General features: G+C 56.6%; 19 protein-coding genes. 4 read left to right on the plus strand and 15 right to left on the minus strand.

The window, feature by feature from the left end:
* Nucleotides 1-86: 86 nt before the first annotated feature.
* From KJW29_RS19845 to KJW29_RS19880, 8 genes are all read right to left on the minus strand, one after another.
* Nucleotides 87-2957 (minus strand): transglutaminase-like domain-containing protein, encoded by a 2871-nt coding sequence (locus tag KJW29_RS19845; RefSeq protein WP_214625859.1) that lies wholly within the window; start codon nt 2955-2957, stop codon nt 87-89.
* Nucleotides 2944-4443, minus strand: a complete 1500-nt coding sequence (locus tag KJW29_RS19850; protein ID WP_214625860.1) for a DUF58 domain-containing protein — start codon at nt 4441-4443, stop codon at nt 2944-2946. Before KJW29_RS19850 ends, KJW29_RS19845 begins: the two co-directional genes overlap by 14 nt.
* A complete protein-coding gene (locus tag KJW29_RS19855) occupies nt 4440-5489 on the minus strand; it encodes an AAA family ATPase (RefSeq protein WP_214625861.1) in 1050 nt (349 codons plus the stop codon). Before KJW29_RS19855 ends, KJW29_RS19850 begins: the two co-directional genes overlap by 4 nt.
* Before the next feature lie 137 nt (nt 5490-5626).
* A complete protein-coding gene (locus KJW29_RS19860; RefSeq protein ID WP_214625862.1) occupies nt 5627-7291 on the minus strand; it encodes a polysaccharide deacetylase family protein in 1665 nt (554 codons plus the stop codon).
* 309 nt (nt 7292-7600) lie between these two features.
* Nucleotides 7601-8086 (minus strand): thioredoxin-dependent thiol peroxidase, encoded by a 486-nt coding sequence (gene bcp, locus KJW29_RS19865; protein ID WP_214625863.1) that lies wholly within the window; start codon nt 8084-8086, stop codon nt 7601-7603.
* Between the two features lie 33 nt (nt 8087-8119).
* Nucleotides 8120-8911 (minus strand): ABC transporter permease, encoded by a 792-nt coding sequence (locus KJW29_RS19870; protein ID WP_087569897.1) that lies wholly within the window; start codon nt 8909-8911, stop codon nt 8120-8122.
* A 6-nt stretch (nt 8912-8917) separates the two neighbouring features.
* Entirely contained in the window at nt 8918-9712 is a 795-nt protein-coding gene (locus tag KJW29_RS19875) for an ABC transporter permease (RefSeq protein WP_087569804.1), read from the minus strand.
* A complete protein-coding gene (locus KJW29_RS19880; RefSeq protein WP_214625864.1) occupies nt 9709-10743 on the minus strand; it encodes an ABC transporter ATP-binding protein in 1035 nt (344 codons plus the stop codon). Before KJW29_RS19880 ends, KJW29_RS19875 begins: the two co-directional genes overlap by 4 nt.
* 250 nt (nt 10744-10993) lie before the next feature.
* On the opposite strand from KJW29_RS19880, the gene KJW29_RS19885 reads away from it, so the two are divergent.
* The 3 genes from KJW29_RS19885 to KJW29_RS19895 all read left to right on the plus strand — a co-directional run bounded on the left by KJW29_RS19885 (nt 10994) and on the right by KJW29_RS19895 (nt 14908).
* On the plus strand, nt 10994-12100 hold the full coding sequence (locus tag KJW29_RS19885; RefSeq protein ID WP_214625865.1) for an LCP family protein: 1107 nt from the start codon (nt 10994-10996) through the stop codon (nt 12098-12100).
* Between the two features lie 812 nt (nt 12101-12912).
* Nucleotides 12913-14223 (plus strand): glutamate-1-semialdehyde 2,1-aminomutase, encoded by a 1311-nt coding sequence (locus KJW29_RS19890; RefSeq protein WP_214625866.1) that lies wholly within the window; start codon nt 12913-12915, stop codon nt 14221-14223.
* A gap of 103 nt (nt 14224-14326) precedes the next feature.
* Entirely contained in the window at nt 14327-14908 is a 582-nt protein-coding gene (locus KJW29_RS19895) for a hypothetical protein (protein ID WP_214625867.1), read from the plus strand.
* Nucleotides 14909-15069: 161 nt separating this feature from the next.
* Here the strand turns inward: KJW29_RS19895 and KJW29_RS19900 are convergent, their stop codons facing one another.
* The 7 genes from KJW29_RS19900 to KJW29_RS19930 all read right to left on the minus strand — a co-directional run bounded on the left by KJW29_RS19900 (nt 15070) and on the right by KJW29_RS19930 (nt 22319).
* Nucleotides 15070-16239 carry a PQQ-dependent sugar dehydrogenase gene (locus tag KJW29_RS19900; RefSeq protein ID WP_214625868.1) on the minus strand — a complete coding sequence of 390 codons (1170 nt, stop codon included), beginning with the start codon at nt 16237-16239 and terminating at the stop codon, nt 15070-15072.
* 245 nt (nt 16240-16484) lie between these two features.
* Nucleotides 16485-17339 (minus strand): inositol monophosphatase family protein, encoded by an 855-nt coding sequence (locus KJW29_RS19905; protein ID WP_246608294.1) that lies wholly within the window; start codon nt 17337-17339, stop codon nt 16485-16487.
* Nucleotides 17340-17477: 138 nt separating this feature from the next.
* Complete coding sequence (locus tag KJW29_RS19910; RefSeq protein ID WP_214625869.1) at nt 17478-18296, minus strand: sulfite exporter TauE/SafE family protein; 819 nt, start codon at nt 18294-18296, stop codon at nt 17478-17480.
* 70 nt (nt 18297-18366) lie between these two features.
* On the minus strand, nt 18367-19392 hold the full coding sequence (gene uvsE / locus KJW29_RS19915; RefSeq protein ID WP_214625870.1) for a UV DNA damage repair endonuclease UvsE: 1026 nt from the start codon (nt 19390-19392) through the stop codon (nt 18367-18369).
* Nucleotides 19393-19395: 3 nt separating this feature from the next.
* A complete protein-coding gene (locus KJW29_RS19920; protein WP_087569812.1) occupies nt 19396-19713 on the minus strand; it encodes a hypothetical protein in 318 nt (105 codons plus the stop codon).
* A gap of 123 nt (nt 19714-19836) precedes the next feature.
* A complete protein-coding gene (locus KJW29_RS19925) occupies nt 19837-21030 on the minus strand; it encodes a D-alanine--D-alanine ligase (RefSeq protein WP_214625871.1) in 1194 nt (397 codons plus the stop codon).
* Between the two features lie 65 nt (nt 21031-21095).
* The gene (locus KJW29_RS19930) at nt 21096-22319 is read right to left on the minus strand and encodes an amidase domain-containing protein (RefSeq protein WP_246608295.1); all 1224 of its coding nucleotides are present in this window, start codon (nt 22317-22319) and stop codon (nt 21096-21098) included.
* A 259-nt stretch (nt 22320-22578) separates the two neighbouring features.
* Here KJW29_RS19930 and acnA point away from each other — a divergent pair, with 259 nt between their 5' ends.
* On the plus strand, nt 22579-25293 hold the full coding sequence (gene acnA / locus KJW29_RS19935; RefSeq protein ID WP_281426383.1) for an aconitate hydratase AcnA: 2715 nt from the start codon (nt 22579-22581) through the stop codon (nt 25291-25293).
* Nucleotides 25294-25324: the final 31 nt, after the last annotated feature.

Here is a 25324-nt window from a genome sequence, read left to right on the forward strand (position 1 = left end):
CAAAAAACATCCCTCTCGCATCTATTCGAGAAAGGATGTTTCCGTCGTTCAACGTTTCTTCTCTATCCATGCGCCTAAATAAGAGGTTACGTTGCCCGCGTCTGATCCTTCGCTTGCATCTTATTGGAAGCAGTCCGCGTCTTGCCTCCGCTTCCTTGCGAGCGTTTCAACAATAAGCGACATATGCTGCGCAGCTCTTCTACTGTCGGCGCATTGCGCAATGCTCCAGGAGGCTCATAATAGGAAGCCTCCAGCCAATTTACCAATCGAGAGAGCCGGTCGCGCCCGCTTTGGTCCATCGTCTCGCCTAACAGATCGGCGGTTTCGCGCAATGTCAATGGGGTCGACTGCTGCGCCGCACGGCCATGCTTGATCGCCCGTCTCTGAAGCAGCTTGATGACAGTCTCCGCCGCTTGGATCAACTCGGCTCTCTGGCGTGCCTTCGCCGTATGCAGCCGAGCCGAAGCAGCGGCTTCGGCTGCCGCCCAGCTGCGACTGCGCGGCTTCCATTCGACAGTGCGATCCTGTTCGAGATCGCCGATGCCCGAATTTTCTCGACGCGGCAACTCCGCTTGGGTGTCCGTGCGTCTTAATTCTTCGCGCACCACACCGGGCGAGCTACTAGCACGTTCGACGTTCGCAGCCGGCACGCTGTTGCCTGCGTCATCAGTTGCGCGCACAGCGCCCCACGGCGGTTCGCCGCCCGCAGCGCTCCGCGCGAGCACAGCGCTCGCCGCGCCATAGCGCCGCAGCGCGCCCCGCAGGCGCAGTCGCTCCCGCTGCGCCACAGCCGCGGCCGCGGCTGCCGCCGCTAGCGCGGCTCCGCCTGCGGCGGCAGCTGCGCCCGGCGACGCCGCCGCAGCGTCCCAGGCGCTGCGCGCCGCGCTCGCGAGCCCTGCGGCCGCTCGCGCCACCGCAGAGGCGGCCTCCTCAGCCGCCGCCTCGAACCTCGCAAGGCCGGTCGCGCCTCCGGCTAGCCCGGCCGGCACAGAGCCGTCCGCATCCGCCGACGCTCCCGTACCATCGCCTGCGGCTGCCGAAGCGATCTCCGTCGCGCCGCCATAACCGGGGGTCGGGTCGAACGGCACCCATCCCGCCCCGGGAAAATAAACCTCAACCCAGGCATGCGCATCCGATCCGCGCACTTCATAGACGCGCTCGGCCGCCGCTCCCGCGCTCCCTCCGCTGCCCGTCAATGCGATCTCGCCCGTAGCATCGCCTGGCGTAAAGCCCTTGACCCAACGCGCCGGAATACCTTGCGAACGCAGCATGACGACCATTGCCGTGGAGAAATGGACGCAGTAACCTTGACGCTGCTCGAACAGGAAGTGGTCGACGAAATCGCCTCCCTCCGGCGGCAGCTCGCTGCCCGACTTCGTGTAGCCATACGTGGTCTCCAGGTAGAGCTCCACCGCCTTCACGCGGTCGTAGAGGTTGGTCATGCCCGCTCCAGCCACCTCGGCCGCCAGCGCGGACACCCGGCTTGGCAGCGATGCCGGCAGTTGGAGGTACGGCTTAAGCTCCGCCTCCGTCAGTAAGCCGCTTGAAAGGGTCGCGTTTGTCTCCCGCGATTTTTCGCCTGGCCTGCCGCCATTATCGATTGCTTGGACAGCGCCGCCGCTCCCCAGCGAATGCAACGCCTTCTCCTCCGTCACCGGCATATAGCTTGTAACGGAATAACGCTCCAGCTTCGCCGTCTCGGAAGCCGCATACAGCGCGTCCGCCGCCTCGTTAACCAAATAGCTGCCCAGCTTGCGCCTTGGGTCGGCCGCGATGAGCTCCGTCACTTTCCCGTTCACGCCAGACGCAATAATCGGCATCTCCGCCGCGGGGTTTTCCCACACTAACGTTTGGCGAATGGGCCGGCCAAGCAAGACAGCAGCACCGTCTCCACTTCCGTTGCTCGCCGTTCCTGCCGACTCCGTGCCTTTGTCCGTTCCCAAAACAGGCTTCAGGGTAAGCGCCCTGTCATCGCTGATCCAGCCCCTGCCGTCGTACGTGGATTTGGATTCGCCGCGCCAATACGCGCGTACGGGCGATAATCCTTTAAACATGATGCTATCGTCGCTGCTGAGCGGCATCCCTAACTCGCTGTCGTCAAAACCGTACCCGGTAAACGCTCTGCCGAGCTGTCCGCCGTTCCAGCTTCTCATCGTCGCCACGGCTTTGCCTTCCCCTCCAATGGATTGAAAGCTCTGCTGCAGCCGGTCCGTCATGGCCGTCGTCCATTTCGCGGGGGCCAGCTCGCTCTCCCTGTCCACGGTTGCGAGAAGCGCGCCGCCCGCGATAACCAGCGTGACAAAGAGCGCGCCGGCCAACCAGCTTTTGTCGATATCCTTTAGTCGCTTCTCGCTGATGTCCAGCACCCGACGAACTCTCGGCACAGCCACGATTGCGGCCAACAGCAGTCCTTCCGCCGTCGTGCGCAAAAATCCGGCAAGAACGTCCATCCCGAGCCAGATGTGCAAAATGCCCAGATACAACAGCGTTACCGCCGCAATGCCAAGCGCCGCCTGCCTGACCCAGACAAGCGCCTGCAGCGCCGGCGCCAGCATGGCCCAGCCTACGAATAACATAAGCGTCCGGAGCTCGCCCGACATGGCCCAGAGCCCGCCTCGCGCTATTTGCTCGATATTGTCTCCGATCAGTCCCGGGAAAGCCAGGAACCACTCCGCCGGGCTTTGATCCTGTCCCTTGTACAACCACATGATGCAAAATAGGCATATACATGCATGCAGCAGAACCGATATCATCCATGGCATGCGGATAAGCCCCGCGGCGAGCATGCAGCCTATAATGGCCAGCAGCGGCATGGGATGATAGATGACCGCCCATTCGCCCGCCCCCGTCCAAGGCAGCAGCCATTCCGCCAGCAAACCGAAAAGCAGGAGGCTGGTCAACAGTCTGTACATCAGCGTTCCTTCCGAATGCCGATCATAATCATTATCCGAGGGCATAACGATCCGCCCCCTTCCCGGCCTTGAGCCATGCCGCTCCGGCTTCTGCCGGAGGCAGCCAGCGGATACGTACGCCAAGCTTCTCCAGCTCCCTTTGGCTGCTCCGCATCTCGCTCGTCACATCAGTACCCTCCATAACCAGATGGAGTGCCGGTCTCCCGGCTTGCTCGGCGGAATAGATCGGCAGAGGCAGCCATTGATGAGCTTCCTTCCAATTGCCGCTGAACACATGCACGGCCCCTCGTGCAGGCAGCAAAGCATGGCTGAGCCAATCCCGCCCGCTTCCTTCCGTCTCGGCCCGCAAGCTTGCCAGCAAGCCAAACAACTCCTGCAGTTGGTTCGTATTCGCGGAAGTCCCCTCCATTTCGAACGTCCAGCCGGGCGTTACGAGCCTGACATGCGCTCCGGCGTCGAATAACGTTTTGGCTTCGAAGGCAGCCCAAGAGAGACAAGACTCGAATCTGGCATCCTGACCTCCATAAGACTCCGCCAACGTATCAATGTACATGGTCGAGGACGGATACTGCTCCAACATGGCCGATTTGACGCGCAGCCCTCTGCCCCTGGCAGCAGCCCGATAGTCAAGATGGCGAATAGAGTCTCCATCGCGGTAAGGCCTGCTCTCCGGCCCGGAACCGGATACGGTTCTTTTGCCCATGTCGCGGTCGCCAATCCTGCCGCCCCATTCCGCGGAAGCCTCCGAATCATAGGCTGTTTCGTCGCCGATTGCCCCTGTTACTGGCGGCATCGATAATCCGGTGCCCTCCGGCAAGGACGGCCATACCTTCAGTTCATCGCGTATGTTCAGCGTTGTCCGAATAGCCGTTAATCCCAGCCAATCGCCGACGGTAACCGTTATATTCCTGAAAGCGTAGACGCCTCTGTGTCGAAGAGGAAGCTCGTATGTCAAGACGCTGCATGCCTCCGAGCCCGCAATCGCCACGTTGCGGCAAGTCATCGTGGACGGAGACATCAGCGATTCATTGCAAATATCATCCTCCACGGCGATCCAGACAAAAGGAAACCGCCAGCGCCTTTCGATTTCCACGGAAATGACGGCTTCTTCCCCCGCGGCTTTTTCCCCCTCGCCAGGCAGCGTCCGAACGATTTTTAAACCTCTGGATGCCGCAAGTGGCAGCACGCCGCTAAACAAAGCAACGCCGAGCAAAACGGCAAAAGCGTACCATTCAAGCGCGCCGCCGCGTATGACAGCCGCGCCTCCGCAGCCCGCCAGTGCCAAAATAATGACGCACCAGGCAACCCGGCGCGTGCGGTAATAAGGTTTTTCAGCCTCGGGCCACCCGCCTGCCGCATTCGACTTCCTTCCGTCTTGCTTCGCTCGCTGCCTATCCCGCTTCCTTCCATCTTGCTTCGCTCGCTGTCTATCCTGCTTCCCTTCGTCTTGCTTCGCTCGCTGTCTATCCTGCTTTCTTCCGTCACGACCGGCTTCCCCCGGATTTTGTTTGCTCGCTCGTCCCGGCATCATCGGCGCCCCCTGCTGTTGTAGACGGCTCCCGCTTCCGGCGGGAAAGGCGTCGACCGAACGATAGAGGCCATGAGTCCGCTTGCGTCTTTGCCGCCGGCTCCCGATCTTCCCCTGAGCGCAAGTCTATGCGACAGCACAGAATCGGCGGTACCCAGCAAATCGTCGGGAATGACATAACCTCTTCCCTCGATATATGCGGCGGCCTGCGCAGCGCGCAGCCAATCCCTGAGCGCGCGCGGACTCAGTCCGAGTGCAATGTCAGGCGATCTGCGAGTAGCGTCCGCCACCGCGACCATATACTCCAGCAGCGAGGAATGGACATGAGCCTGCCTGGCTTCGGCTTGCATCTGCAGCCATTCCTGCGGCGCCATGACAGGTCTGATGCGTTCAGGCTCCACGCGTCTTCCCAGCGCATATTGCTCCAGAATACGTTTCTCGTCGGCAATGCCCGGGTATCCGATCGACAATCGCATCATAAACCGGTCCATCTGCGCCTCCGGCAGCGCGTTCGTCCCTTCAAAGTCTAGCGGGTTCTGCGTCGCGATCAGCATAAAGGGTACAGGAAGCCGTCTCGTTTTCCCCTCTACCGTCACTCTCCGCTCCTCCATCGCCTCCAGCAGCGCGGATTGCGTGCGCGGCGACGTCCGATTGATTTCGTCGGCCAATATGACATTCGCCATAATCGGTCCGGGACGGAATTGCAGCTCGCCCGACCGTCCGTCCAGGACGAGACCGCCCGTCACATCCGCAGGGAGCATATCGGAGGTAAATTGAATACGCTTGAACTCGCCGCCAACGGTTCGGGCGATCGCTCCTGCCAGCATCGTTTTGCCTACGCCGGGAATATCCTCCAGCAGCACATGTCCGCCTGCCAGCATGCTGATTAACATTTGTTTTATAAGGGCTCCCTTGCCGACCAACACTTGCTCCACCTTGCCCTGAAGTCTGTGAAGCAGCGCCTGCGGCGGCTCCGCCCAGGAATGGCCGGGACTGCCCGTCGTTTCTACTTGCTCGTAATCATTTCCTATAAATTGAGGGGTTATCATCGTACTGTCGCCTCCCGAAAAATAAATCTATCTATTTTTCAGTCTCGCCAGTATCGCCCCTGTTTAGACCTGCTAGATTTCCTTGCCGGTCTTACTCTGCACCGCATTCCCGTACTATCGTTAATCTCGCATTTCCTCTACTGCCCGATCCAGATCTCTCTCCGCTCCTTCGTCAATACATAATTCTCAATTTCCATCCCGAACTGAGCCAGTGTCGCCCGGATTGGCACATCCAGCTTCACCTCGTGTCCCTGTCCCGATGATGCCTGGTCCGTCAGCCAGAACCATTGTCTGCCGTCCAACGTCACTTCGATGACGCCTTCCTTCTCGTCGAGCTCGGCCTTGCCGCCGAGCCATTCGCTCAGCTTGTCGAGCGGAACGCGAATGGTGCCGTTCTGCAGCGTATATTCGGAAGCCTGGAGCTCCAGACTTTTTTCTCCGCGATGAATGATAAGCGCCGGTTCAGCCTGCTTCGTGATGCCCCCCTTCCGATCCAGCCTGGAAGCGAACGCTGCCAGCGATTGCTTGTCCGACTCGGTGACGCTCCCCCTGCTCCACTTCGATCGACTCGCAACCTTGAACTGCATAGGATCAACCCCGTCGCTCAGAGCGGCAAAAGAGTAACCCAATTGCTTATAGTAGGCAATGATAGAAGGCAGCGCCTTCACCGTCTCCGCGTGACCGCCGCTGTCGTGCATAAGCACGTTAAGCGTGTTTGCGATTTTGGATGCGCGTATGTTCGCGATTATTTCCGAGGCCGGCACGTCAACACGCTTGGAATCGCCGCTGTCGACGTTCCAGTCATGCACCTTGTAGCCCGCCGCCTTCATCGCGTCGAAGTATCCTTGGTCGAAGTTTGCATAGGTGCCGCCAGGCGCCCGGACGAGCGTCGTTCGGATGCCCGCGGCCTGGAAAATCGCGTCATCCGTCCGCATAATTTGGTCCGCGAAGTTCCGGAAGCCGCCATACAGCTCCTTGTAGACATGATTGTATGTATGGTTGCCGATGGCATGACCCTCGGCAACGATCTGCTTCACCAGCTCGGGCTGGCGCTCCACCTGCTGCCCCAGCAGAAAGAAAGTCGCAGTCACACCCTCCCGCTTCAAAATGCTCAGCACCTCCGGAGTATGCTTGCTCGGGCCATCGTCGAACGTCAAGTAGACGACTTTCTTCTGCTCCGGCTGCGTGGCGGCTTGTACATCCCCGGCTGTGACCGTTCCCGAGACGTCCGGCTTCGTGCCTTGAGAAGTTTGACCAGACTCCGCAACGCCAACCGATCCACCGTTGGCCGACTTTACGGTCTCTCCCCCGCTATTCGCTCCATCGTTGGTCGACTTTATTGTGCCCTTGTCGCTACTCGTTCCGTCGCTGGTCGACTCTACTGTGCCCTTACCGCCATTCTTTCCGCCGTCGGCAGACTTTGCGTTATCAGTGCCTCCTTGGTGTGCCCCGTCATGAGGGGTACGGTCGACACTATCCCCGCTTGCAACGGTACTGATTCCTTCCATCTCGGGTTGAATCTCATTGTTTCCTCCTCCTGCTGCTCCCGCTTTAACCTTCTCCAAATTAGTCGTTTCCGCTGTATGGCCATCTCTATCATTAGGCGAAGGAGCTTGTCCCGCTTTGCCGTCCGGCTTTGCAAGCAGCGACTTCGCCTCGTACTGATAAGTAACTGTCCGCAGATCCCCAACGTTGCTCGCCGCACCCGCCGCTTTCCCCTGCCAGCCCAGTCCGCCGTCCACTTGCATAACGCCAAACCACAATATCGTCACGCATAAAGATGCTTGTACTATTCGTCTCATCGGAATGCACCATCCTCTATCGTGTTCCTTCTTATTACCGAATTGATAGAGTATATGAATCAGCATTCCGCCTGATGCCTGCAATCTTGCGGCTTTTCTCGCATTATCTATGCCATGCAAAAACGCCTTCCGAAGTAGGTTCGGAAAGCGTCTTTTGTATATATTAGTTTGTCGGTCTCGACGACTTATAGGCCGCCAACCGAGCACATCGCTAGTTTTAGGCGGCCTCGACGACAATCTCGCTCGCCTCAGCAGCGCCGTCACCGTGCAGCTAACCCGCTCCCAGCTCGCATCGCAACGCTTAAGCGGCTACTTCCGCTTGGCTCTCGCGTTCAGCGTCTTAGCGGCCTCCAGTACTTCGGCTGCGTGGCCCTTCACCTTGACCTTGCGCCATTCGCGGACCAGATTGCCCTTCGCATCGATCAGAAAAGTCGAACGCACGATGCCCATGTACTCCCGGCCGTACAGCTTCTTCAACTGCCAAACGCCGTACTGCTCGCATACCTTGTGCGCCTCGTCCGCCAGCAGCACGTACGGCAGCTCCTTCTTCGCGATAAAGTTCAAATGCGACTTCACGCTGTCCGTGCTAATGCCGAGCACCACCGTATTGTGGTTCTCGAACCCGCTATAGTTGTCCCTCATATCGCAAGCCTGCTCCGTGCAGGTCGGCGTCATATCCTTCGGGTAAAAGAACAGAACAACCTGCTTCCCCCGCAAATCCATAAGCGACAGCATCTCACCAGTCGAAGCAGGCAGCTTGAATTTAGGTGCTTTTTTGCCTATTTCCAGCGTCATCGTTTCTCTCTCCTCTCTCAGCCACTCCGCAATCTAAGATCCCGCCCCGCGATACCGCTTCACGCCGTGATTCCATAGAGCAAGGCCGAGTCCGAATACGATCAGTCCCATGACCGGCGTCAGCAAAGCAAGCTGCGACAAGTCATCCGCTTTTTTCTCCAGGAAGAACGATGCCGGGATAACCCCCACGAACGCGAACGGCAGCAGCCAGGTGAGGAAAAAGCGGATGATTTTGTTATAAATGTTCACGGGGTAACGCCCGTAATTCTGAATGTTGTAGATCAGCGGCACGATGCCCGTCGGGGCGTCGGAGTAAAAGGATATCGCGCTCAGCGCCGTGTACATCCCCGCATAGATCAGCACCGCGCCAAGGACGAGTAGCAGCAGCACCAGCACATCAAGCACGCCGAACGGCAAGCCGAGCTCCGCCCAGCAAAGCCCCATAATGATAGCTCCGACCAAGGAGCCGATCAGCGATGGCGGATCAACATTCTCCAGCAGCACCTGGAACAGACTATGCGCGGGACGCGTCAGAACGCGGTCCATCTCGCCTTTCACAATATAACGTTCGCTGAAGTTCCAAATGCCGAAAAACGTGCTGAACACGCCGTACGGAATCATGAAGAAACCATAGACGAACACGACCTCCGCCTCCGACCAGCCGCCGAGCGTGGGCGTATGCTGGAACACGACGAGGATAAAGATAAGGTTCATCCCTTGGAACAATAAATCGGAGATGACCTCGATCCAGAAGTCGGCGCGGTAGGTGAGCCTTGTTTTGGCATAGTTTTTGATATACTCCCAAAATAAAGCCATATATCGAATCATGTCTTAACCCCCTTGCACGAACAGCCGCTTGCGAGCCGCACGCCATGTCAGCCCGATCGGAACGAGCAGCAGCAAGAACCAGAACGCTTGAAGTCCGAACACTCCCGCGGCTTCGCCGATCGGCGTACGTCCCGTGAAGACCGAGCTCGGCAAATACGTGATGGCCTGGAACGGCAGCCACTGCATAATCCCCGACAGCCAGCCCGGGAAAAAGGCGATCGGCACGACGACGCCCGAGAACAAATCGACCATGACCCGCTTCATCCGCATCATGCCCTCGTTGTTCTCGACGAAAAAGGCAAACAGTCCCGTCAAAATATTAATCTGCGAATTAATCAGAAAGCTGAAGAACAGCATGACCAGATACACAAGCCATACGACAGGATCGGTCGGAAGCTTTACCGGGAACAGCAGGCATACGATCGCCAGCCCCGGAATCATGAACAACATGAAGCGGAACAAACCTTCCCCGAAGCCCTGCATCATCTTAACCAGCAAGTAAGAATAAGGCCGAATAAGCTGCACGGATACGCTGCCGTCGCGAATCTCGTTCGCGATTTCCCGATCCAGATTGTTGAAGTAAAACGCCCGAGCCATCCAAGATACCGCGATGTAAGTCGTCATCTGGGGAACGGTGAAACCCGCCAGCGACTCCTGACTTCCGTAGATAGCCAGCCACAGAAAGTAATACGCCCCGATATTAATGGCATAAATTACGATGCCGCTGTAATAATTAACGCGATAAGCAAGCATCATCAGGAACCGGATGCGAATAAAATCCAGATAGGCGCTCGTCATGACGAAGCGATCTCCTTTTTCGCCGCTGCCGCCTCTGCTGAGCCGGATTGGTAGATCGCACGGACGATCTCGTCCGTGTTCGTCTCGAAAATTTTAATGTCGCGAATATCCGCTCCGCCGACGACTCTGGCCATCGCGTCGGATACGCTGACGGAATGCGGCACGAACAGCTTGGCCGTCACGTCGTTTTCGACACTCCATGACACATCCAGCCCTTCGGTCAATCCGCTCAGCCTGGCAATCGGCGTATGGGCGGCGAATTGGAACTGGATCTCGCGGCCTTTGCTCCACCTGGCTTTGAGCTCCTCCAAACCTCCATCGTAGATGATCTGCCCGTCGTCGAGCATAATGACACGTGAACATAACGCCTCGATGTCCTGCAGATCATGCGTAGTCAGCAAAATCGTCGTTCCTTCTTCTTTGTTCATCTGCATCAGGAAGTCGCGGATTTCCGTCTTGACGACGATATCGAGACCGATCGTTGGTTCGTCGAGAAACAGGATCGACGGATTATGCAGCAGCGACGCCACCAACTCGCAGCGCATCCGCTGACCGAGACTCAGCTTGCGGACGGGGCGGTTCAGGAGATCGCCCAGTTGCAACCTTTCGACGAGATTGTCGAGCCGCTTGCGGAAGTCGGGTTCCGACACGCGATAAACCTTGCGAAGCAGCTGGAACGATTCGATAACGCCGATATCCCACCAAAGCTGGGAACGTTGACCGAATACGACGCCGATTCCGTTCACGAACTTCTCGCGATCCTTGAACGGAACGTAGCCGTTCACCTTTAATTGACCGGCTGTAGGCACAAGAATGCCTGTCAGCATTTTGATCGTTGTCGACTTGCCGGCGCCATTCTCTCCTATGTATCCGCAAATCTCGCCCTGCGGAATCCGGAACGAAATATCTTTTACCGCACGGACCTCCCGATACTCTCGCTTGAACAGATCCTTGAAGGCGCCTGAGAGTCCTTCTCTATTCTTTTGCACGCGGAAGTCCTTGCGCAAATCTTTGACATCAATAGCTAACATTGCGTTGTAGCAGCCCCTCTCGCTTCGACATTTCCTGGGAAATAGCGATTATATTGTACCCCAAATGATAAAACTTGCAACTATATGCGCCTGAGCTTTATAATTTTATGATATGTAATCATACCTCAGTTATCGTGGGTCGTAAACGGAAGGTTACAGGGAAGTCCTATGCAGCCTTAATCTATAGCAGCGGCACAACCATGATCTGAATCAACTTGGCGTCTATTCGAAAGGAGACCTATTAAACGCAATGCGTACGCGGTCAGAATCCCCTAAAAAACAGTCACGTTGGAAGTGGCTTATCATTACTTTATCGATCATCATCGTCGCCGTAGTCGCGGCCCTCGTCTATTGGGGAGTCGGCGTCTACAGCGCGCTAGATGATTTTAAGAAGGAGCCGGAAAAGTCCCGGTTCACCGATGTCACTCCCGAGAAACCCGTCGAGGTTCCCAAGTGGGAAGGCAAGGAGCGCGTGAACATTCTGCTGCTGGGCGGCGACGTCCGCGACGCGGACGAGAACGGAATAGCGCGGTCTGACTCCATGATGGTCGCATCGTTCGATCCCGTCACGAAGAAGGCCCATCTTTTCTCCGTGCTTCGAGATACTTATGCGAGAATCGAAGACCACGGCAAGGGGCGCATCAACTCCGCCATTACTATGGGAGGACCTAATCTCGCCATGAAGACGGTTGGCGACCTGCTTGGCCTCGAAATCCAGTATTTCGTCTACACCGACTTCGAAGGGTTTAAATCGCTTATCGACACGATCGGCGGCATTTACTTCGACGTTGAAAAGGATATGCGCTATACGGACAACGCGGACGGCAATCGATACGACATCGATCTGAAGCAAGGCTACCAGTTGCTGGACGGCGACAAGGCGCTTCAGTACGTTCGTTTCCGTCACGACGCCATGAGCGATTATACGCGGACGGAGCGTCAGCGTAATTTCCTTAAGGCTGTTGCCTCCGAGCTGCAGTCCGGCTGGAACCTGATCCGAATGAAAGAAATTCTGGAGAGCGTTTCGCCTTATATCGAGACGAACTTGACCGTGGGAGATATGCTGAAGCTTGGACAGCTAGGCGTAGAGAGTCATGTCGGCGGTACGGCTCAAATCCCTCCGATGGAGCTTGTCAGCGAAGAGCATGTAGGCGGCGCGTCCGTCATCGGCATTCGCGACGAAGACGCGCTGATCGGATTCGTGCAGGAAATCCTGTCGACGGACGAGACGATCCCGGTGCCTTCGGAGTCGCCCGCAGCGGAAGGATCATCGGAGGGCGATGGCGGCGGCACGAATAGAGGCTCCGGATCTTCCGGAACTTCAAACCGCTCCGGCTCGAGTTCTTCCGCCCGCTAACGAGGCGCAAGACCAGCCGCCCCTCAAGATCCGGGCCCTGCAAACCTATATCGCGTAAAATGAATAGAGCACCTATGTGCTCTATTTCCTTGTTCCGGCTAAGTTGTAGGCGTTATAAACGCCTACACGCCCCATTTTCGGCGCTTGCGAGCTACATAGGCGTTATTAACGCCTATACGCCCTACTTTCGGCGCTTGCGAGCTCCATGAGCGTTATTAACGCCTATACGCCCTACTTTCGGCGCTTGCGAGCTACATAGGCGTTATTAACGCCTATAGCCCTACTTTCGGCGCTTGCGAGCTCCATGAGCGTTATTAACGCCTATACGCCCTACTTTCGGCGCTTGCGAGCTACATAGGCGTTATTAACGCCTATACACCCTACTTTCGGCGCTCGCAAGCTACATAGGCGTTATTAACGCCTATACGCACCACTTTCGGCGCTTGCGAGCTACATAGGCGTTATAAACGCCTATACACCCTACTTTCGGCGCTCTCAAGCTCCATAGGCGTTATTAACGCCTATGCGTCCCATTTTCGGCGCTTGCGAGCTACATAGGCGTTATTAACGCCTATACGCCCTACTTTCGGCGCTTGTGAGCTCCATGAGCGTTTTTAACGCCTATGCGTCCCATTTTCGGCGCTTGCGAGCTACATAGGCGTTATTAACGCCTATACACCCTACTTTCGGTGCTTGCGAGCTACATAGGCGTTATAAACGCCTATACGCACCCACCAATTTCGGAGCTCTCGAGCTCCAACTTTTTAACCTTATTAACTATTCATCTCCACTCGAAAGGGGTTCTCCTACTCATGACCATTCATCGTCCTACCTCCGATCGACTTTATCAAGAAGCGCTTCAGCATATCGTCGGCGGAGTCAACAGCCCTTCCCGCTCTTACAAAGCCGTCGGAGGCGGCGCGCCCGTCTTTATGAAACGCGCCGAAGGCGCCTACTTCTGGGATGTCGACGACAATCGATATATCGACTATCTGGCCGCTTACGGCCCCATCATTACTGGACATGCCCATCCGCATATTACGGAGGCCATTATCGAGTCCGTGCGGAACGGCACGCTGTACGGCACGCCGACCGAGCTCGAAATCAAGCTGGCCCGCATGCTCAAGGAAGCAATCCCTTCCATGGACAAGGTGAGATTCGTCAATTCCGGCACGGAGTCCGTCATGACGACGATCCGGGTAGCCAGAGCCTATACGAAGCGGAACAAAATCATAAAATTCGCCGGCTGCTACCATGGCCATTCCGATCTTGTCCTCGTCGCGGCCGGTTCGGGTCCATCCACGCTGGGCATCCCGGACAGCGCGGGTATTCCGACAAGCATAGCCCATGAGGTTATCACCGTTCCGTTCAACGATCTGGACGCGCTTAAGGAAGCGCTGGAGCGCTGGGGCGACGATACCGCCGCCGTTATGGTGGAGCCGATTGTCGGCAATTTTGGCATGGTGATGCCGCATGAAGGCTATCTGGAGGGTCTCTGCAATCTGACACGCGATGCAGGCGCGCTTGTGATCTATGACGAAGTGATTAGCGCATTCCGCTTTCACTACGGATCGTCGCAAACCTATCATCCCTTCCCTGATCACAAGGCGATCGAACCGGATCTCACCGCGCTGGGCAAAATCATCGGGGGCGGCCTCCCTATCGGAGCTTACGGCGGACGCCGCGAAATTATGGAGCAGGTCGCGCCGCTCGGCCCCGCTTATCAAGCGGGAACGATGGCAGGCAACCCGGCTTCCATCTCCGCGGGCATCGCCTGCCTGGAAGTGCTGCAGGAGCCGGGCATCTATGACCGGATGGATCGTCTGGCCGCCAAGCTGGCTGACGGAATGAGGGAGGCTGCGGCCGCGAACGGAATTCCGCTGACGGTTAACCAGATCCGCGGCTCGTTCTCCGCCCACTTCTGCGATCATCCCGTCACGAACTACGACGAGGCGCAGGATACGGACGGCGAACGCTTCGGCGCTTTTTTCCGCGCCATGCTGGACCAGGGCATCAATCTTGCTCCGTCGAAGTATGAAGCCTGGTTCTTGACGACCGCGCACACGGATGCCGATATCGACGCAACGATCGAAGCCGCCAAAAAAGCTATGGCGCAGCTGTAATTTCTGCACCGCGTGCAAATCCAACGCGCGTTTTGAGGCGGTACGGGATTCACGACCCACTACCAAAAGAAACATTCCATTCGGGAGAGGAGCTGCTTGGAGGATGAAGGAAGAGTTGCTGACTATTGTGAAACGTTTGGACGAACGCCGCGAGACGGCGCCGTTGTCGCCTGCCCAAGTATGGGACGCAAGCCTTGACGAGGATATCGTAAAGCTCGGGAACAAGTACCCTCCTGCTAACAAGCAGGCAATCGCACTTATGGCCGGCCTGCATCTTCGCAACGATAGTCTGGATCGTTCCCATTCTTACGCCCAGCAGATCGAAGACGACGCAACGGGAAGCTACTGGCATGCGATCATGCATCGGATGGAGCATGATTTCTGGAACAGCAAGTATTGGTTCCGCCAAGCGGGCCGCCATTCCGTCAAGGAACGCACACGATCTGCTATTGCGGAGTGGTTGTCGACTCAGCCCGGATTAGACACTTTCCCGGCCAATCCCATTGTTAACGCCCTTAAACGATTCCGGGACGCCGACGGCTGGAATACGGACGACTTCGTCGACATCATCTCCTTGCAGGAATCCGGCAAAGCCACCGAGGATACCCGAGTCCTGCTGGAGCAGCTTCAGCGGATCGAGCTGATGGAGCTGTTCCGCTATACGTTGGAAGCCGCGAATCGATAACACCGCACCGCGCCAAACAGCCTGTCTCATCGATGAGACAGGCTGTTTGCGCGGCAAGAAAGCTAGATGACAATCAAATGAAGCTGCAGTCCGAGACTCATGCACACCCGTGTAGCCATAATCCCACGCAGCCTTATAAGGGGAGTTCTCCCCCATCCTCGTCAAGACGGATAATCCATTACAACCAGCCGATCTTCCGCCTCCGAGGAGATTCCCCCGCGACCGTCGGTGTTGTTGGTGATGAAATAGAGCTTGTCGCCGACCAGCTTGACGTCCCGGATCCGGCCTTCATCCTTGTGAATGACCGCCATCTCGCCAGTAGACGGCGTATATCGGTAGATCGCCTCGCCTCGGAGCGTCGCGATGACCAGTCTTCCTTCGTCGTCGATGATTGTACCGGACGGCGCGATCGCGGGGTCTCCCGTATGGTACGCCGGAGGCGTCAGTCCTTCCTTCTTATCGTCTCCATAGACGGTCGGCCAGCCGTAATTGGCGCCAGGCTGGATAAGGTTAATCTCGTCATGGCCGCCGGGATTGCCCGACGGGCCATGCTCCGTGCTGTACATGCTGCCGTCCTTCGTCCACGCCAGCCCTTGCGGATTACGGTGGCCGTACGAATATACGTAGGAATTCGGGAACGGATTGTCGGCCGGGATGTCCCCGTCCGGCGTCATCCGCAATATTTTGCCGGCCAGACTGTCCCGGTTCTGCGCTTCGCTTCGATTTTCCGCATCGCCCGTCGTGGCGTAGAGCATGCCGTCCGGCCCGATCGCGAGCCTGCCGCCGTTATGGTTGGCACTGCCGGGAATACCTTCCAGAAGCGCCTTCTGCTCGGACCATTCGGCGCCTTCCCGCTTAAGCTGGACGATGCGGTTCAACGCCTTGCCCCCCTCCTCGTATGTATGATATACATACGCGAGCTGGGAATGGTCAAAGTCCTGAGCCAGCTGGAGGCCCAGCATACCTCCCTCACCTCGATGCAGCACGGCCTTCTCCAGCCTTACGTTCTGACGCTTCTGCTGCCCGTCGGAGATGACGACGATATTCCCCTCACGCTCTGTCACAATAAACTCGGATCCATGAATCGCAATGGACCAAGGAATTCGGAGCTTCTCGGCCAGAACGGCATACGGTTCTCCGTCATCGCTCTGAGCGGGTTCCTCGCTAGCGTCCGGCTTCTCCGTGGGCGCCAAACTCGGTTCGATCGTCTCCGTCGGAGACGCAGAAGGAGACGGAGACGATCCTCTCTCTTCATTCTCCGCCCCGCTGCAGCCAGCTAAAATCGCAAGGCTAAGCATCCATGCCAGGGTAGCCATCTTCGTTCTGGACATCGTAACATCCCTCCTGAGAGTTAACAGATTATTTATTAAGAGGTTGGTGAGAAAAACTTCTATCGAAGTCCCCTTGTTCTCTTTACGACTGCGGCACTCACATCACGATCGATCATCGTACCAAAGTCGTTGTTCCCTCTTTCCTGTATTCCAAGCAAACAAGGACAACATAGCGCCTTGGCGTTTCTGTTGTCCTATCCTTCGAGTATAATTAGCTTCATCAGCTATATGAACGGAAAGTCCCATTATCCAACCGCTTCCGCCCCTGCCAGCTTGTCTAGCAGTTCAGCATGCACAAGCCCGTTCGTTGCGGCTATATTCCGAACCGCAAGATTATAGGGGCGGCCATGCGTGTCCGTTACCAACCCGCCGGATTCTTGTACGAGCAGCGCTCCTGCCGCAATATCCCAGCTGCTGAGGCCGATCTCCCAGAAGCCGCTGAGCCTGCCGGCTGCAACATATGCAAGATGCATCGCCGCGGATCCTGCGATCCGAAGATTGCGTACCTCCGGCGCCACGCTCTGGATCCCCTTTAAGTTAAGCGGCAGCGCATAATGATGATCCGCCGGCAGTCCGGTCGCAATCAGACTGCCGCGCAGCGTCTCTTCTCCGGAGACGCTCATTTTTTTGCCATGCACGTAAGCGCCTTTCCCCTTCTCCGCCACAAACAATTCGTCCTTGCACGGATCATAGATGACGCCTACGATGACTTCGCCCTGATAGGCTAACGCAATAGAAACACAGAAGAATGGGAAGCCGTGCACGAAATTAGTCGTGCCGTCGATAGGGTCGACGATCCATAAGTATTCCGCGTCGCTCATCTCTGCAAGCGCTCTCGACGACGCTTCCGGACCAGGCTCTACGCCTTCTTCGCCCAAGAAAGAATGATGGGGGAAATGCGTTCCGATCAGGTTGCGGATCAGCCGCTCCGAGCCCTTGTCCACCTCGGTCACAAGGTCGTGAGCCGAGTATTTGAGCTCCAGCTTGGAGTAGCCGCCCAGCTTGGTCATAATCCATTCGCCCGCTTTGGCGGCGCAGTTGATGGCAACCGCGGTAAAGCTCTTGCCGCCAATGATCGAGCCGTTACTGCTTTCGTTCAAGTCTATCACTCTCCCAGCTATAGAGGTAGTTGTCCATTCCGAATTCATCTTTTTTCCGTTCATATCTCCTCATCTTATTATAATACGTCCGTTGCCCGTGACTGGTTTCATCGTAATCCATCGAATGCCCGCTGTTCGTCAGACGGCAGATATACCCTCGAATATGAGCTGGATCGCAAGCGCCAGCAGCGTAATCCGGAGCAGCCACAGCAGCTTGTTGCCGCTCAGCTTCACTGCGATTCGCGCGCCGATCCGTCCTCCGATCCAGGCTCCCGGAACCAGGGCAGCCACTAACAACCAGTCAATCTCGCCTAAAGCTACATGCATGCCGCTCCCCAGAATGGCGGAGAGGAAGATGACGAACATGGACGTAGCGGTCGCTACATGCGGCGGGAAGCGGTAGAGAAGCACCATCATAGGTACGAACAAGGAACCTCCGCCTATGCCGAACAATCCGGAGATCAAGCCGACGCAAAATCCAATAGCCAGAGCCGACCATAGACCGTATCCATACGTATGAACGTTTCCTTGCGCATCTGTGATCGAACGTTGGATAGACCACTCCTTCGCAAACGGTTTCATATAGTCCCGTCCGATCAATAGACCTGCCAGAAGCAACATCAGCGAACCGAACAAGAGCTGGAACACGCCCGCCTGCATAAGGCCGGTCAGCGCCGCGCCCAGAATGGAAGCAGGACCGCTCGTAATAAAGAAAAGCAGACCGCTTCTGAAGTCCACAATTCCTCTCTTTGTGTAGCTTAATGTTGAAGCAAGCGCCGTCACGATCAATACCGTAAGCGAAATACCGACTGCCGTCGCGTGTTCGATCGGTTCGCCGATCAGCGTCGGGGCGAATAAGAGCAGGCCGGGAACGATGATGATCCCCCCGCCCAACCCGACGAGACTTCCGAAAGCGGCAGCCACAACGCCCAGCAGCATTAACAAAATCCATTCCATTCTTTGAAAGCCACCTTATCTATTCCGAATCGCTTATGGCAAAATTCTCAATCGTAGAACCATGCCATTATTATTCGTTCGGTTCAATCTCCACACAGCCGCCGTCCAGCACCTTTACCCCTTCGCCTCTCCGCTCCAGCTCCTTCAGATCCTCCATCAGCTGGAACAGCGCCGCGTCCTTGTGCTTCGCCTCCAGCATACAATCAAGCGCCGACGTCGTTCGCGCCGCTTGCCGCAAGAAGGCCAGCACGGGCTCCGCAGCAACCAGATCGGCATGGCCGCGCGGATCGGACAAGCTCTTGGGACTGGAGACATGAATCTTGGGAGGCAACTCCTGCTCAGTGCCGAGTCCCAGTCTGTCCCGCTCTATCCGCCAGGTTTCCGAGATGCGAGGCCAAAGCGCTTCTGTAAGCTCGTCCTCCGGAATGTCGCCTGGATTAACGGCGTGATGATGGATGTCGAGCACCATGGGCACGCCTGTCTCCTCCGCCGCTGCCAGCGTCTCCTTTACGTTAAACGTCTTATCATCGTTCTCGAGCGTCACGCGCCGCTTTATTCGATCTTCCAGCTCTCCGAATTGGCGAACGAAACGTTCGGCCGAAGCAGGCTTGTCTCCATAAGCGCCGCCCATATGGATGTTATTTTTGCTGCGCTCGTCCAGCCCCATTGCTTCAAGCATCCGTACATGGTACTCCATATCCCTGATGGAGTTCTCCAACACTTCGGGACGCGGCGTACTGAATACGCAGAAGTGATCGGGATGGAAGGAGACGCGTATGCCCTGCTTCCGTGCATAATCGCCCACCTCGCGAAAGGACTCTTGCAGCGCCTGGAACGGGTCCCAGTCTGACAATGCATCATGAGTGGCGAGCGGAATCAGCTTGGAGGAGAACCGATACATTCGAATATCGTGCGCCATACAATGCTTCAGAATCCGCAGCGTGTTCCCCAAGTTCTCTTCTGCCAGCCTCTCCAGCCTTCTGAGCGCCGCATCGCGATCGCCCTGCTTCGAGAAGTTGGCATAAGTCTGCGTACGGGAAGGCGAGGCGTTCTGGACGGCCAGACTCATGGCGACGAATCCGAACCTTACAATCATGATTTATTCCCGCTCTCCGAAAAACATTTCGTGCGCAAGCGCTGTCTGCACCCTTGATTCTTCTTCCGTCAGCTTGCGCACAAGCTCCATCTCCACTTGGGTGACTTCTTCTCCCTGGAAATTGATCTCCGCGATCGACGCCAGTATGCGTACGATGGCAATGGCCTGGTTGCCTGGCGTATAGGCGATGACCTTCTGCCCTGTCGGGAAAACGCGGAAACCGCTTTTTACCATCTTGCCCTTGCCGTACTCCAACAATTCATATAACTCCTGCTCCGACTTAAACTTGCATACCGAGTTAAACTCCGTCTCGAATCCCATATGTATGCCTCCCTTGGATATCGATTAGCTGTAATCATAATTGCCCTATATGGACGGGTACAGCCGAGACGCTTCTTGCGCGCCCCGGCCGCTGCCGAAAGTCCCTTCCTACTTTTTGAACACTTATTGCACGCTTTCTCCCGTGTAATCGATGCGTTGCTTGGCAGCATGACGTTCGACAGCCAGATCGATCAAGCTGGTAAGCAACTTTTTATATGGCAGTCCGGATTCGCGCCACATGAGCGGGTACATGCTAAATGGCGTAAAGCCCGGCAGCGTATTGACCTCGTTAATGAACAGCTTGTTGTCTTCCTTGCGCAGGAAGAAATCCACGCGCGATAGTCCCGAGCCGTCGATCGCCAGAAATGCCCGCACGGCCAGCTCGCGTACTTGTTCCGCGATCCCTTCCGGCAGCTCGGCCGGAATGATCATGCTGGACTTGCCGTCGATATATTTTGCCTTATAATCGTAAAATTCATTAGAAGGCGCAATTTCGCCGGGCACGGATGCCTTCGGTTCATCGTTGCCGAGGACGCTAACCTCGATCTCGCGCGCGTCTACAAACTCCTCGACGATGACCTTGCGGTCGAATCGCAGCGCATAATTAACCGCCTCGATCAGTTCTTCTCTGTTGCGAGCTTTGGACACGCCTACGCTGGAGCCCAGATTGGCCGGCTTTACGAAGCAAGGATAACCGAGCGACACTTCGCATTCCATAATAAAGAAAGAAGCGTCCTTCTCCCACTGCGTGCGGTTGAAATAACGGAAGACGCATTGCGGCAGTCCCTCCTGCGCGAATACCTTCTTCATCATGATCTTGTCCATCCCTACGGCAGAGGCGAGAACGCCGGCGCCTACATAAGGGATATTCGCCATTTCGAACAAACCCTGGATCGTGCCGTCTTCTCCGAACGTGCCGTGCAAGAGCGGGAACATGACGTCGATCGGCGCCTCGGCCGACGTATCGCCGCTAATCGCGATAACGTCAGTCTGTCCGCTTATATGCGCATCTCCGCCGGGAACGATGGCCGTATGGCCAACTTGTCCCGAACCGTTGTCAAGCGCTGCAAACAGCGGCGCCAGCGAGCCGGACGAGCCGTTTTCGTTGGATTGGAATCTCAACGCCTCCGCCGACTCCGGCGGAGACAGCAGAACGGGACCGCTCTTCCATTCGCCTTGCTTTGTAATATAAAAAGGTTTGATTTCGTATTGTCCGTAATCGAACTCGCCCATTACGGCGAATGCCGTCTGCAGAGACACCTCGTGCTCTCCGGATTTCCCCCCGTATACAAGACCTACTCTAACTTTGCTCCCCATGGCAATCCTCCGGTACGTTTATATATTTGCGCTCAGGTCGCCTGCGCTGCCATGCCGAATCAACATCAGATCATATCGGAGATATGGAAGAAACGATATCTTGTCGCAGGCGTCCAAGCATAAGAATCGCGATAATCCCAGTAACGGTGCCTGCTGGCGACCGTATTGGCGTTCACGAGCGGCTGGCCTGCGGAATCGAAGGCGGTGACGATGGTGCTGTGCTGGAATCTCCCGTCGCCATTCCAATCATAAGTAATGATGTCGCCGAGCCCGAGCTCGCCCGCCGATTGCACCATAGTGGCGCGAAGTCCGGATTTGCGGGCGGCGCTCAAAAACGCCGTCATGGAATTGGCGACTGCCCAGCTGTAGCTCCACCACTCCTGGCCTTTGTTGCGGCCCTTGTACCACCATCCGCTGCCCCTTCTACCAGTATAGTCCATCGTTGCATTGCCTGCAAAGAGACATTGAGAAACGTAATTCGTGCAATTCACCTCGAACAGCTCATAAGCCGGGTTGCCTTCGTTCCACCAACGATCCGCATAGGCGGCAGCCAAATCCCTCCTGTAACGAATAGCTGCAGACCGGAGTTTGAAACCCGGCATTAGGTCATAATTTAAGTAAGGCATTGACGGCGCGATCGCCGCGGCGTCAGGAGCTGATTCCTGCTCCTCTTGCCATTCATGAACGGATGCCCCGTACTTGGGACGGCGTTCGGCAATGACGGGTTCGATCTGCATGACTTGCCATCCCCCGTCGGCAAGCCTTAGCCAGAGACGTTCGATTTCGTAACGCTCTTCCATGTAGAATAATCCCGACTGTTCCATTCTGCGTTTTACGTGCAGGCGCAGCAGGACGGACACTTCGCCGGCAGACTCGTTCACTCGGATCAACTCGGCTTTCGTCTCGCTCCCCGCGGGAAGAACGCCGCGGAGCAGATCCCGCTCGCGAAGCCGCTGCAGCCGTTTGCCGAATCGTTCGCCGTGAACGGGATCAAGTACGTAATCCGTCAAGACCCGGGCATGCTGATCCGTCTCCGCTTGATTGTACAAGCGGACATACTGCTGAATCGCCGCCTTCCAGTCCTTCTTTCCCTCCTGCGGCTGAGAGACAAGTCCGGAGGACTGCAAGAGCGAGCTGAGCTTCGCTTCCTTCTTCGAGGCATTGGCCATCCCCTCGGGCGCCGGCTCGGAGCGCGGCCGCCGATTCGGAGTCCCGGCTGTCGGCGACGTTTTCGCGGCGCGCTTCTGCCGCCCGCCGGCGGCCCCGATTCGGCTGCTTGGTTTGGACATCGTAATCCCTCCTGGCTATCAATATCCATGAATAAATAATGGCGCCGAACGCGTTTGCAAGAAGGGAGTCACCGTCCTTGCGAGACGCGCATAGAACAACTGGTTCATTATATGACGGAGCCCGCGAAATCATGTGAATTGTGGTCATAATTGGACTTTACGATGCCCTGTTTTAAAGCTATACTAGAGGCATAAGGTTTTTGAAATCGTGTTTCACAGGATGAAACAACGATCATTTTTTTAGAAGAGGAGAATAATGATGTCCAAACAAAATCAATATTCTGTTCGCACGACGCTGGAATCGGGCGGCAAATCTTATGCCTACTACCGTCTAGGCGGTCTGGAAGAGCAAGGCCTGGGCGACATTTCCAAGCTTCCGTTTTCCATCAAAGTTTTGCTGGAGGCAGCCGTTCGTCAATTCGACGGCCGCGGCATTACTCCCGAACATGTTAAGCAATTGGCCAACTGGGCAAACGGTCGCGAAGACAAGGAAATTCCTTTCATTCCCGCCCGTATCGTTCTGCAGGACTTCACGGGCGTACCGGTCGTCGTCGACCTTGCGGCAATGCGCGACACCGTAAAGAAAGCCGGCGGAGATCCGAAAAACATTAACCCGCTCGTGCCGGTCGATCTCGTAATCGACCACTCCATCATGGTAGACGCCTTCGGCAGCCCTGAAGCGCTTGAGTACAACACGAAAGTCGAATTCGAACGCAACGAAGAGCGTTATCGCTTCCTGCGCTGGGCGCAGACGGCATTCGATAACTTCCGCGCCGTTCCTCCGGGCACGGGCATCGTTCACCAGGTTAACCTGGAATACCTCGCTTCCGTAGCGGCTACAAAGACGGTTGACGGCGAGACGGTCGTTTATCCGGATTCCCTGGTCGGCACGGATTCCCATACGACAATGATCAATGGTCTCGGCGTTGTGGGCTGGGGCGTTGGCGGCATCGAGGCGGAAGCCGGCATGCTGGGCCAACCGCTGTACTTCGTTATGCCGGAGGTTATCGGCTTTAAGCTGACGGGCAGCCTGGCGGAAGGTTCCACGGCTACCGACCTTGCTCTGACCGTCACCCAGATTCTCCGCAAAAAAGGCGTTGTCGGCAAGTTCGTCGAGTTCTTCGGACCCGGCCTCTCCAACATCAGCCTGGCGGACCGCGCTACCGTTGCCAACATGGCTCCGGAATACGGCGCTACGATCGGCTTCTTCCCTGTCGATGGCGAGACGCTGGACTTCATGCGCCAAACAGGCCGCAAAGAAGAGCAAATCGCATTGGTAGAAGCTTACTACAAAGCACAGGACATGTTCCGTACGGACGAGACTCCCGACCCTGTGTTCACCGACGTAATCGAGCTGGATCTGTCCTCGATCGTTCCTTCCCTTGCAGGACCGAAGCGTCCTCAGGACCGTGTCGAGCTGACGTCGATGAAGGAAGCTTTCAACGATATTATCCGTACTCCGATCGACAAAGGCGGCTACGGCCTGTCCGACGAAAAGATCGCTGAGCAGGTTCCGGTACAGCACAATGATGGCGTTCAGTCCAAAATGGGCACTGGCGCGGTCGTGATCGCCGCGATCACAAGCTGTACGAATACATCCAACCCTAGCGTTATGCTCGGCGCGGGTCTCGTCGCGAAAAAAGCCGTCGAGCGAGGCCTTACGAAACCTGCCTATGTAAAGAGCTCCCTGACTCCAGGCTCTCTGGTTGTAACGGAGTACCTGAAAAAAGCCAACCTGCTTGACTCGCTCGAAGCGCTTGGCTTCCACGTTGCCGGCTACGGCTGCGCGACTTGCATCGGCAACTCCGGCCCGCTTCCTGACGAAGTAAGCAAGGCTATTGCCGACAACGATATGACGGTGGCTGCCGTATTGTCCGGCAACCGTAACTTCGAAGGCCGCGTCCATGCGCAAGTAAAAGCCAATTACCTGGCTTCGCCGCCGCTTGTCGTTGCTTACGCGCTTGCAGGCACGGTTAATATCGATCTTACGAACGATCCGATCGGTCACGACCAAGATGGCCAGCCGGTGTACCTCAAGGACATCTGGCCGACTAACGCCGAGATCAAAGACGCTGTCGCAACGGCGCTGAATCCGCAAATGTTCAACGACAAATACGAGAACGTATTTACGCAGAACGAGCGTTGGAACGCCATCGACGTGCCGGAAGGCGAAAGCTACGAGTGGGATGCGAAGTCGACTTACATCCAGAACCCGCCGTTCTTCGAGAACCTGGGCTCCGAACTTTCCGATATCTCCGATATCCCTTCGGCAAGCGTGCTTGCGCTCATGGGCGATTCCGTTACGACGGACCATATCTCCCCTGCGGGCAACATTACGGTTAACAGCCCGGGCGGCAAATATTTGATCGACAACGGCGTAGAGCGCAAGGACTTCAACTCCTACGGCTCCCGTCGCGGCAATCATGAAGTCATGATGCGCGGCACGTTCGCCAACATCCGGATTCGTAACCAAGTGGCTCCGGGCACAGAGGGCGGCGTAACGACTTACCTGCCGACAGGCGAAGTCATGTCGATCTACGATGCATCCATGAAGTATCAAGCCGAGGGCAAAAACCTTGTCGTTATCGCAGGCAAGGAATACGGAACGGGCAGCTCCCGCGACTGGGCAGCCAAAGGCACTTACCTCCTGGGCGTGAAAGCTGTCATCGCCGAAAGCTTCGAGCGTATTCACCGCTCCAACCTGGTCGGCATGGGCGTTCTCCCGCTGCAATTCCAGGAAGGCAATGGCTGGAGTACGCTTGGCATTACGGGACGCGAAACGTTCGACATCGTCGGCTTGTCCAACGATGTTAAGCCAGGCGAAACCGTAACCGTTAAAGCTACCCGCGAAGACGGCACTACGTTCGAATTCCCTGCGATCGTTCGTCTGGACTCCCTTGTGGACGTGGACTACTACCGTAACGGCGGCATCCTCCAAACGGTGCTTCGCCAAATGATCGCGAACATGAACTAAGAAATAGAGATTAAACAAAAAGAACCTCACA

Source organism: Paenibacillus agaridevorans (assembly GCF_018604145.1).
Lineage (GTDB): Bacteria > Bacillota > Bacilli > Paenibacillales > Paenibacillaceae > Pristimantibacillus > Pristimantibacillus agaridevorans.